10 protein-coding genes are annotated in these 10,134 nt (G+C 76.8%); 7 read left to right on the top strand and 3 right to left on the bottom strand.

The features are described 5' to 3' along the window. The first annotated feature begins 101 nt into the window (after nucleotides 1-101). The 3 genes from ACFV0G_RS26020 (at nucleotide 102) to cobM (ending at nucleotide 3,624) form a co-directional block, all read left to right on the top strand. Nucleotides 102-1,433 carry an ABC transporter substrate-binding protein gene (locus tag ACFV0G_RS26020; RefSeq protein WP_380552636.1) on the top strand — a complete coding sequence of 444 codons (1,332 nt, stop codon included), beginning with the start codon at nucleotides 102-104 and terminating at the stop codon, nucleotides 1,431-1,433. 176 nt (nucleotides 1,434-1,609) lie between these two features. Continuing rightward, nucleotides 1,610-2,869: a precorrin-6y C5,15-methyltransferase (decarboxylating) subunit CbiE gene (gene cbiE / locus ACFV0G_RS26015; RefSeq protein ID WP_380552633.1), complete on the top strand. Its 1,260-nt coding sequence runs from the start codon at nucleotides 1,610-1,612 to the stop codon at nucleotides 2,867-2,869. Beyond that, entirely contained in the window at nucleotides 2,866-3,624 is a 759-nt protein-coding gene (gene cobM / locus ACFV0G_RS26010; protein WP_380552630.1) for a precorrin-4 C(11)-methyltransferase, read from the top strand. The genes cbiE and cobM overlap by 4 nt, the downstream gene beginning before the upstream one ends. Here cobM and ACFV0G_RS26005 read toward each other — a convergent pair whose 3' ends face one another. Both ACFV0G_RS26005 and ACFV0G_RS26000 read right to left on the bottom strand, forming a co-directional pair. Continuing rightward, nucleotides 3,625-4,284 (bottom strand): bifunctional 4-hydroxy-2-oxoglutarate aldolase/2-dehydro-3-deoxy-phosphogluconate aldolase, encoded by a 660-nt coding sequence (locus tag ACFV0G_RS26005; RefSeq protein ID WP_380552627.1) that lies wholly within the window; start codon nucleotides 4,282-4,284, stop codon nucleotides 3,625-3,627. Beyond that, entirely contained in the window at nucleotides 4,284-5,882 is a 1,599-nt protein-coding gene (locus ACFV0G_RS26000) for an amidohydrolase family protein (protein ID WP_380552624.1), read from the bottom strand. The genes ACFV0G_RS26005 and ACFV0G_RS26000 overlap by 1 nt, the downstream gene beginning before the upstream one ends. A gap of 142 nt (nucleotides 5,883-6,024) precedes the next feature. On the opposite strand from ACFV0G_RS26000, the gene ACFV0G_RS25995 reads away from it, so the two are divergent. From ACFV0G_RS25995 to ACFV0G_RS25985, 3 genes are read left to right on the top strand one after another with little or no spacing between them, the layout of a single operon-like run. Beyond that, nucleotides 6,025-7,098, top strand: coding sequence for a sugar kinase (locus tag ACFV0G_RS25995; RefSeq protein ID WP_380552621.1), 1,074 nt, complete (start codon nucleotides 6,025-6,027; stop codon nucleotides 7,096-7,098). Next, nucleotides 7,095-7,841, top strand: a complete 747-nt coding sequence (locus ACFV0G_RS25990) for an IclR family transcriptional regulator (protein ID WP_380552618.1) — start codon at nucleotides 7,095-7,097, stop codon at nucleotides 7,839-7,841. The genes ACFV0G_RS25995 and ACFV0G_RS25990 overlap by 4 nt, the downstream gene beginning before the upstream one ends. 26 nt (nucleotides 7,842-7,867) lie before the next feature. Beyond that, nucleotides 7,868-8,266, top strand: coding sequence for a RidA family protein (locus tag ACFV0G_RS25985; protein ID WP_380552615.1), 399 nt, complete (start codon nucleotides 7,868-7,870; stop codon nucleotides 8,264-8,266). On the opposite strand, the gene ACFV0G_RS25980 is transcribed toward ACFV0G_RS25985, so the two are convergent. Further along, the gene (locus ACFV0G_RS25980; RefSeq protein WP_380552613.1) at nucleotides 8,256-9,386 is read right to left on the bottom strand and encodes a cobalt-precorrin-5B (C(1))-methyltransferase; all 1,131 of its coding nucleotides are present in this window, start codon (nucleotides 9,384-9,386) and stop codon (nucleotides 8,256-8,258) included. The two genes, ACFV0G_RS25985 and ACFV0G_RS25980, sit on opposite strands and share 11 nt — an antisense overlap. Before the next feature lie 20 nt (nucleotides 9,387-9,406). Here ACFV0G_RS25980 and ACFV0G_RS25975 point away from each other — a divergent pair. Further along, the coding region (locus ACFV0G_RS25975; protein ID WP_380552610.1) for a cobalt-precorrin-6A reductase at nucleotides 9,407-10,134 on the top strand (728 nt) is incomplete at its 3' end.

Raw genomic sequence — 10,134 nt, 5'->3', positions numbered from 1 at the left:
CTCACCCGGCCCGCCCGCCCCACCCCCTGAGGGGCTTGGAGTGACCCCCCCCGGCGACCCCGCCGGCCCGGCCCCGGCCCCGGCCCCGGCCGGGCGGCGGCCTGCGCGCCGCGGCGGCCCTCGCCGCGCTGCTGCTGGCCGCCGTCGCGGGCTGCGGCAGCCGGCTGCCGGAGAATGCCGTCGGCCGCGCGGGCGGCGGGGGCGCCGCCACCGCCGGCGGCGCCAGCGACACCGGTGTCACCGGCTCGACCGTCAAGGTCGGCATCATCACCTCGCTGACCAGCCCGGTCGGGTCGGAGACCTTCGCCGGCCCGCGCTACGGCGCGCTGGCGTTCTTCCGCGCCCTCGACGACGCCGGCGGACTGCACGGCCGCAGCGTCCAGGTGGTCACCTGCGACGACGGCGGCAGCGGCATCGGCAACCAGGACTGCGTCCACAAGCTCATCGACCGCGACCAGGTGTTCGCCCTGGTCGCGGGCAGCACCCTGGCCTACGCGGGCGCACCGTACGTCAGTTCCAAGGGCGTGCCGGACGTCGGGGGCCAGCCGATCGGCACCGAGTACGAGCGCTGGCCGCACCTCTACGGGATCTACGGCAGCAGTTCGCCGCGGGACGGCCGGGCGGTCGGCTGGGACGGCACGCTGTACCAGACCACCGAGGTCTACCGCTTCTTCAAGGAGAAGCTCGGGGCGCACACCGCCGCGGTGGTCGCCTACGACCAGGCCGACTCCAGCCGCTACGCCCGCCAGATCGAGGACGGGCTGCGCGCCGAGGGCTACCAGGTGCTCAGCCAGACCGTCGACCTCGCCCTGCCCGGCTTCCAGGCGGTCGCCGCCGCGATGAAGGCGGCCGGCAGCGAGCTGCTCTTCGACGCGATGGACACCCGCGGCAACGCCGCGCTCTGCCAGGCACTGGACGCCGCCGGGGTGAAACTCAAGGCCAAGGTCACCAACGTGCAGAACTGGACGGCCACCGTCGGCACCGACTACAAGGCCTCGCCCGGCTGCCGCTCCGCGCTGTGGGCCACCTCCTCCAGCCGCAACTACGAGGACACCCGCTACCCGGCCGTGCAGGCCTTCCGCAATGCCGTGGCCCGCTACTACCCGGAGCGCGAGGGGCAGCTCTCCGCATGGGAGCTGGAGGGCTGGGCGGCCGCCCAGTGGCTGACCGACGCGATGGACCCGTGCGGCGCCGACCTCACCCGGGCCTGCGTCGAGCGCTACATGAACAGCGGCACCCCGTACGACGCCCACGGCCTGCTGCTGCCGGCCGCGTTCACCCACGGTCCGCGGCCGAGCGGGCCCGCCCGGGAGTGCCTGGACGCGGCCCGCTGGGAGGAGAGCGCGAACGACGGGCGCGGCGGATGGGTCACCCAGGTGCCCGACATGACGACCACCTGCTACGTCGTGCCGCAACTGCCGTACCAGCCGTAGCGCTCCCCCGGACACCGCCGGACGCCCGCGCGCCGCGGGCCCCGCGACGGGGCGTCAGGGCCGTGGATGTGGCGAACGTCGCAGGTCGCGGGCGCAGGTTCGGGCGCCGGGACGGCCGCGCGCCCGGACCGGGCCGGTAGGCTGCCGCTGCCCGTCCGAGCTGCGAAGGAGCCGCCTTGACCGCCACCGCCCCCGAGTCCGAGATCGCCGTCGTCGGGCTCGGCGCCGACGGCTGGGCGGGCCTGGCCCCGGTGGCGCGCACCGCGCTGGCCGCGGCCGAGGTGGTGGTCGGCGGCCCGCGCCAGCTGGACCTGCTGCCCGCCGAGGTGACCGCCGAACGGGTGCCCTGGCCCTCGCCGCTGCGGCCCGCCGTGCCCGGCCTGCTCGCCGCGCACGCCGGGCGCCGGGTGGCCGTGCTGGCCAGCGGCGACCCGATGTTCCACGGCATCGGCCGGACCCTGGCCGAGACTGTCGGCGCCGAGCGGCTGCGCGTCCTGCCGCACCCCTCCTCGGTGTCGTACGCCTGTGCCCGGCTCGGCTGGCCGGTGGAGGACACCGAGGTGGTCAGCCTGGTCGGCCGTCCGCTCGCCCAGCTGACCGCCGCGCTGTCCGACGGCCGCCGGCTGCTGGTGCTGAGCGCCGACGCCCACGGCCCGGCGCAGGTCGCCGCCCTGCTCGCCGAACGCGGCTACGGCGCCAGCCGGCTGCGCGTCCTGGAACAGCTCGGCGGCGACCGGGAGCGGATCACCGGGGAGCGCCGCGCCGACGGCCCGCCGCACCCGGCCGGCGACCCGCTGAACATCGTCGCCGTGGAGTGCGCCGGCCCGCGGGCGCAGCTCGTCCCCGGTCTGCCGGACGACGCCTACGAGAGCGACGGCCAACTGACCAAGCGCCATGTCCGGGCCGCCACCCTGGCCGCGCTGGCGCCCGCGCCCGGCGAACTGCTGTGGGACGTCGGCGGCGGCTCCGGGTCGATCGCGATCGAGTGGCTGCGGGCGCACCGCAGCTGCCGCGCCGTCAGCGTGGAGCGCGACCCGGTGCGGGCCGCCCGGATCGAACGGAACGCGGCCGCCCTCGGGGTGCCGCGGCTGCGCACGGTGCAGGGCCCCGCCCCGGCCGCCCTGGCCGAACTGCCCACCCCGGACGCCGTGTTCATCGGCGGCGGGCTGACCGCGCCGGGGCTGCTGGAGGCCTGCTGGCAGGCGCTGCGGCCGGGCGGCCGGCTGGTCGCCAACACCGTGACGCTGGAGTCCGAGGCGCTGCTGGCCGCCTGGTACGGCCGGTACGGCGGCGAGCTGGTGAAGCTCTCCGTCGCACACGCCGTCCCGGTGGGCGGCTTCACCGGCTGGCGCCAGGCGATGCCGGTCACCCAGTGGTCGGCGGTCAAGCCGGCCGAGCCGTCGTTGGCGCCGTCAGTCGAGGAGGAAGTGCAGTGACCGTCTACTTCATCGGGGCCGGACCGGGTGCCGCCGACCTGATCACCGTGCGCGGCCAGCGGACGCTGGCCGCCTGCGGGGTCTGCCTGTACGCGGGCAGTCTGGTGCCGCGCGAGCTGCTCGCCGAATGCCCGCCGGACGCACGGCTGGTGGACACCGCCGAGCTGGACCTGGACGCGATCACCGCCGAGTTCGTCCGCGCCCACGAGCGGGGGCAGGACGTGGCCCGGCTGCACTCCGGCGACCCGTCGGTGTTCAGCGCGGTCGCCGAGCAGATGCGGCGCCTGGACGCGGCCGGCATCCCGTACGAAGTGGTGCCGGGCGTGCCCGCGTTCGCGGCGGCCGCGGCCGCGCTCAAGCGCGAGCTGACCGTGCCGACCGTCGGGCAGACCGTGATCCTCACCCGGGTGGCCCGGCAGGCCACCCCGATGCCGGAGGGCGAGGACCTGGCGACCCTCGGCCGCAGCGGCGCCCTGCTGGTGCTGCACCTGGCGGCCCGCTACGTGGACTCGGTGGTCGAGGAACTGCTGCCGCACTACGGCGCGGACTGCCCGGCCGCGGTGGTGGCGATGGCCAGCCGCCCGGACGAGCTGGTGCTGCGCGGCACGCTGGGCGACATCGCCGGCCGGGTGAAGGAGGCCGGGGTGCTGCGCACCGCGGTGATCCTGGTCGGGCGGACGCTGGGGGCCGAGCAGTTCCGCGACAGCCACCTCTACTCGCCGGAGCGCGAGCGCCCGCACGCGCCCTGTGGCTGATCAGCCGGCCGGCCGCGGGGCGCGGCAGGCGGCGGTGAAGGCCGCCGCGAGGCGGGTGATCCGCGCCCAGTCGCCCGCCGTGACGGCGTCGGCGGGCACCACGTCGCTGCCCGCGCAGACCGCGAGCGCGCCGTGCGCGAGGAAGTCGGCGGCGTTGCCGGCGTGCACGCCGCCGGAGGCGACCAGCGGGACGTCCGGGTAGGGGCCGCGCAGGTCCCGGAGGTAGCCCGGCCCGAAGGCGCGCGCCGGGAAGACCTTCACCGCCGCGGCGCCGAGGTCGACGGCGGTGGCGACCTCGGTCGGGGTGAGCGCACCGAGCACGGCGGGGACGCCGGCGGCGTGCGCCACCGCCGCGACCTCGGGCCGCCCGCCCGGAGTGACCAGGAACGCCGCACCGGCCGCGACCGCGCGTTCGGCCTGGTCCGCGGTGAGGACCGTGCCGGCGCCGACCCGGTGGCCGGCCGCCGCGGCCGCGGCCAGATGGTCCGTCACGCCCGGTGTGGTGAAGGTGAGTTCGACCTGTGCGATGCCGCCCGCGGCGAGCGCGGCGCAGAGCGCGGCGGCATCCGGGATCCGGGGGGCCCGGACGACCGCGATCACCGGGTCGGCGGCGAGTGCGGCGCGCAGGGCGGCCGGGGCGGTGGCGGTGGTGGCGGTCATCAGGCGGTGGTCCCCCGATCGGTGCGGCGCAGGGCCCGGCCGGGCAGCGCTCCGGTGGTACGGCCGCGGTCGACCACCGCGGTGCCGTTGACGTAGACGTAGGCGATGCCGGCGGCGGGCCGCCGGGGGTGGTCGTAGGTCGCGGTGTCGCGGACGGTGTCCGGGTCGAACAGCACCAGGTCGGCGTGGTGGCCCGGGCGGATCAGCCCGCGGCGCTCCAGTCGCAGCCGCCGGGCCGGGCGGCCGGTCATCCGGGCGACCGCCTCCTCGAGGGTGAGGATGCCCAGCTCCCGGCCGTAGTGGCCGAGGTAGCGCGGGAAGGTGCCCCAGGCACGGGGGTGCGGGCGGTCGCCGACGAGCAGGCCGTCGCTGCCGGCGGTGTGCACCGGGTGGCGCATGATGGCGCGGACGTTCTCCTCGTGGCCGACGTGCTGCAGGACGGTGGTGGCGAGCCGGTCGTCCAGCAGCAGGTCGAGGAAGACCTCGGTGCCGGTGCGGCCCTCGGCGGCGGCGAGGTCGGCGACCGTCCGGCCGACCCGGCCGGCCAGCGCCGGGTCGCCGGTGCCGGAGATCTGCACCGTCCGCCAGTCGGCGGTGACGCCGTGGCAGCCGTCGCTGCCGTGCTCCTCCAGGTCGGCGCGGATCCGCTCGCGGGCGGCCGGGTCGGCGAGTCGGGCGACGGTGGCGTCCGGTCCGCCCTCGGTGGCCCAACTCGGCAGCAGCGCCGCCAGGGTGGTCGACCCGGGCAGGTACGGGTAGCTGTCCAGGGTGATGTCCAGGCCCTCGGCGAGCGCCGCGTCGACCAGGGCCAGCAGGTCGCCGGCGCGGCCGCGGTTGACGTCGAAGTTCATGGTGGCGTGGGTGAGGTGGAGCGGGCAGCCGGAGCGCCGGGCGATCTCCACCATCTCCGCGTAGCCCTCCAGCGCGCCCCGGCCGTAGGAGCGCTGGTGCGGCGCGTGGAAGCCGCCGTGCGCGGCCACCACGGTGCACAGGGCGGCCAGTTCGGCGGTGTCCGCGTACATGCCCGGGGTGTAGCTGAGCCCGCTGGAGAGGCCGACCGCGCCCTCGCGCAGGCCCCGGGCGAGGAGGTCGCGCATCCGGTCGAGCTCGGCGGGGGCCGGCGGGCGGTCCGCCCAGCCCATCACGAGCATCCGCAGGGTGCCGTGCGGCACCAGGTAGCAGGCGTTGACGGCGATGCCCCCGCCGAGCCGGTCCAGGTACTCGCCGACGGTGCGCCAGTCCCAGGCGAAGCCGTCCGGGTCGCCGTTCCAGCCGGCCAGCTGGCGGCGGAGCGCGGGCAGTGTGGTGTCGTCGACGGGCGCGTAGGACAGGCCGTCCTGGCCGAGGACCTCGCAGGTGATGCCCTGGGTGACCCGGGAGGGATGCGCGGGCTCGGCCAGCAGGCGCAGGTCGGAGTGGGCGTGCATGTCGATGAAGCCGGGGGTGAGGACGAGCCCGTCGGCGTCGACCGTCCGGGCTGCGGACAGGCCGGTGCCGACGGCCTCGATCATGCCGCCGGTGACGGTGACGTCGGCGCGGAACCGGGGGGCGCCGGTGCCGTCGACGACGGCGGCGCCGCGGAAGAGCAGATCGGCCATGGTCCGTCCTCGCCACAGATCACATCGCTGACCTGCAATGTTGCGATATATGCAACCTACGTTGCGTATGCTGGTGCCACGGTTCTAACATTCCCGCCGGACGGCGGTCAACGCGCGGCCCACAACCCGAGGAGCGCACCGGATGGCAGTGCAGCACGGCGGGGCCGCCCCGCGCGCGGTCTGTCTCGGCGAGTCGATGGCCGCCCTGCTGCCCGACCGGCCGGGCCCGCTGGACGCGGTCGGCGGCTTCCGCACCTCGGTGGGCGGCGCGGAGTCCAACACGGCGTGCGCGCTCGCCGCGCTGGGCGTGCCCGCGGCCTGGATCGGCCGCGTCGGCGACGACGGCTTCGGCCGCCGGATCACCGCCGAACTCGCCGCCCGCGGGGTGGACGTCTCCGCCGTCGCCGTCGACCCGGAGCGGCCCACCGGCGTCTACCTCAAGGAGACCGGCGGCTCCGCGCTGCCGCACGACCTGGGCGCGGGCCGCAGCCGGCTGCACTACCACCGGGCCGGCTCCGCGGCCTCCGCGCTCTCCCCCGCGCTGCTCGCCGACCCGGCCGCGGCACTGCTGCTGGCCGACGCGGCGCTGCTGCACCTGACCGGCATCACCCCGGCGCTCTCCGACGGCTGCCTGGCGCTGGTCCGAACGCTGCTGGCCGAGCGCCGGCCGGGACGGCTGGTGAGCTTCGACCTCAACTGGCGGCCGGCGCTCTGGCGGGGCCGCGACGCCGGGGTGCTGCCCGCCCTGCTGGACGCCGCCGACATCCTCCTGCTGGGGGCGGACGAGGCCGCCGAGGCGTTCGGCACCGGGGACCCTCAGGAACTGCGGGCGCGCTTCCCCTCCCCCGCCGTGGTGGTGGTGAAGGACGCCGGGCGCGGCGCCACCGAGCTGACCCGCGAGGGTGCCGTCACCGAGCCGGCGCTGGCCGTCGAGGTGGTCGAGCCGACCGGCGCCGGCGACGCGTTCGCCGCCGGGTACCTGGCCGGCACGCTGCGCGGCCTCGACCGGCGCGGCCGGCTGCGGCTCGGCCACCTGTGCGCCGCCACCGCACTGACCGCGCCCGCGGACCACGCCGCGCTGCCGCCGGCGGAGACCGTACGGGCGCTGCTGGCCGCCCCGCCCGCGCAGTGGGCGGCGACCCGGGTCACCGCGGGGGGCATCATGTCCCCCGTACCCGGCCCCGCCGCACCGCTCGGAGCACCAGGAGCAGCATGAGCCAGACCGTCACCCGCGCCCTGCGCCTGCTCGCCGAGCTCGGCGCGGGCGAACGCACCCTCGACCAGCTGGCCGAGGTGGCCGGCGTGCACAAGACCACCGTGCTGCGGCTGCTCCAGACACTGGAGGAGGAGCGGTTCGTCTACCGGGACTCCGCGTTCCGCTACCACCTGGGCTCCGGCCTGTTCGCGCTCTCCGGGCTGGCCCTGGAGCAGCGCGGCATCCGCCGCACCGCCGCTCCGCACCTCGCCGAGCTGAACGCGGCGACCGGGCAGACCGTGCACCTGGCCGCGTACGAGGGCGGCGAGGTCGTCTACATCGACAAGTACGACTCCCGGCACCCGGTGCGGATGTACTCGCGGATCGGCCTGAGCGCCGCCCTGCACGCGACCGCCGTCGCCAAGGTGCTGCTGGCGGACCTGCCGGCGGCGGAGCGGCGGCGGGTGGCCGCGGGCATCGACTACACCCCGTACACCGCGCGGACGCTGACCGGCCCGAAGGCGCTGCTCGCCGAGCTGGACGCGGTCGCCGCCCAGGGCTGGGCGCAGGACCGTGCCGAGCACGAGCCGTTCATCAACTGCGTGGCTGCGCCCGTCCGGGACGCCACCGGGCGGGTCGCCGCAGCGGTGTCGATATCCGTCCCGGACGTCGTCCTGCCCTACGAACAGGTGCTGGAACTGCTGCCCCGGCTGCTCGCCACCGCCCGGGCGGTGTCCGCGGAAGCGGGCGCCGCCGACACCTGACCGACCGTCACCATCAGGGAGAGACCGTGGAGAAGACCGAGATCCGGACCGACGGCGCACCGGCCCCCGCCTGGACGTTCTCGCAGGGCGTGCGCAAGGGCCCGATCCTCCAGGTCTCCGGGCAGGGCCCGCAGGACCCGGCGACCGGCGCCTACCTGTACCCGGGCGACGTCCGGGCGCAGACCCGGCGCACCCTGGAGAACGTCCGGGCGGTCGTCGAGGCCGGCGGCGGGACGCTGGAGGACGTGGTGATGTTCCGCGTCTACCTGACGAAGCGCGCCGACTTCCCGCTGATGAACGAGGTCTACGCGGAGTTCATCGACGAGCACGTCAAGGGCGTGAAGCCGTGCCGCACCACGGTCTTCGTCGAACTCCCGCAGGAGCCGATGCTGGTGGAGATCGACGCGCAGGCCGTCATCGGCTGACGCCGGGGCCGGCCGGCGCGGCCCGGCCGACCACCGTGCCGGCCCGGTCGATGCAGATCACGTCGACCGCGACCGGCGAGCCGGTCAGCACGCCGAGCGCGGTGGCCCGGGCCCCCTCGGCCACCAGGTCGCCCAGCGGCACCCCGGCGGCGGCGCACAGCTGCATCGCCTCCAGCCCGGTGTTGGCGGCCCCGACCGCCGCGGCGAGTGCCTCGTCCGCGCCGCCGCGGCGGGCCAGCTCCGCCAGGTGGCCCTTGTCCACCTGGGAGCGGGCCGAGTGCAGGTCCAGGTGGCCGGCCGCCAGCTTGGACAGCTTGGCGAAGCCGCCGGCGATGGTGAGCCGCGGCACCGGGTGCCGCTTGAGGTACTTGAGCACGGCGCCGGCGAAGTCGCCCATGTCGAGCAGCGCGTCCTCGGGCAGGCCGTGCTCGGCGACGGCCACCTTCTCGGAGGTCGACCCGGTGCACCCGGCGACGTGGGTACGGCCGGCGGCCCGCGCCACGTCGATCCCGCGCCGGATCGAGTCGATCCACGCCGAGCAGGAGTACGGGACCACGATGCCGGTGGTGCCCAGGATGGAGAGCCCGCCGAGGATGCCCAGGCGCGGGTTCCAGGTGGAGCGGGCGATCTCCGCGCCGCCGTCCACCGAGATCTCCACCACCACGTCGGCGGCGCCGCCGTGGCGGGCCGCGACGCCGGCCACGGCGTCCCGCATCATCTGCCGCGGCACCGGGTTGATGGCGGGCTCGCCGACCGGCAGCGGCAGGCCCGGCTTGGTGACCGTGCCGACCCCCGGGCCGGCCCTGAACACCACGCCCGTCCCGGGTGCGCCGAGCGCGACCGTCGCCCGGACCAGCGCGCCGTGCGTCACGTCCGGGTCGTCGCCGGCGTCCTTGACCACGCCGGCCGTCGCCCGCCCGCCGCCGAGCTCCTCCACGGCCAGCGCGAACGCCGGCTGCTGGCCCTTGGGCAGGGTGATCACCACCGGGTCCGGGAACTCGCCGGTGAGCAGGGCGGTGAACGCCGCGGTGGTGGCGGCGGTGGCACAGGCGCCCGTCGTCCAGCCGTGCCGCAGCCCGCTACTCTTCAGCTGCGCCGCCCGGCCGCCTGCCTCAGCCACGTCCGCCTCCTGGAGTTCCCATGCACGTCCTGATCCTCGGCGGGACGACCGAGGCCCGCCGGCTGGCCGCCGCTCTCGCCGCGGACGGCGCGCTCCGGGTGACCAGCTCGCTGGCGGGCCGGGTCGCGGAGCCGCGGCTGCCGGCCGGCGAGGTGCGGATCGGCGGCTTCGGCGGCCCGGCGGGCCTCGCCGCCTGGCTGCGCGAGCAGCGCGTGGACGCGCTCATCGATGCCACCCATCCCTTCGCCGAGCGGATCAGCCGGAACGCGGCCCTGGCGGCCGCCGAGGTCCATGTTCCCCTGCTCGCCCTCCGGCGGCCCGGCTGGGGGCCCGTCGACGGGGACGACTGGCACCGGGTGGGTTCGCTCGCCGCGGCCGCGGCCGCCCTGGACGGCCTGGGCGAACGGGTCTTCCTCACCACTGGGCGGCAGGGGCTGGACGCCTTCGCGCACCTGGCCGGCCACTGGTTCCTGGCCCGGTCGGTGGACGCGCCCGAGCCGCCGCTGCCGCCGCGCACCGAGGTACTGCTGGACCGCGGCCCGTTCACCCTGGACGGCGAGCGGGCGGTGCTCCGCGAGCACCGGATCGACGTCCTGGTCACCAAGGACAGCGGCGGCGCGGCCACCGCGCCCAAGCTGACCGCCGCCCGCGAACTCGGCCTGCCGGTGGTGGTCGTCCGCCGCCCGGAACCGCCGGCCCGCGGCCCGGGCGCCGTGGCAGTCGCGCGCGCGCTCGGCTGGCTGACGGG

This window comes from Kitasatospora sp. NPDC059571 (assembly GCF_042735675.1).
Taxonomy (GTDB): domain Bacteria; phylum Actinomycetota; class Actinomycetes; order Streptomycetales; family Streptomycetaceae; genus Kitasatospora.
The sequence above is the reverse complement of the archived record's forward strand: the minus strand, read 5'-3'. Positions and strand labels throughout refer to the sequence as shown.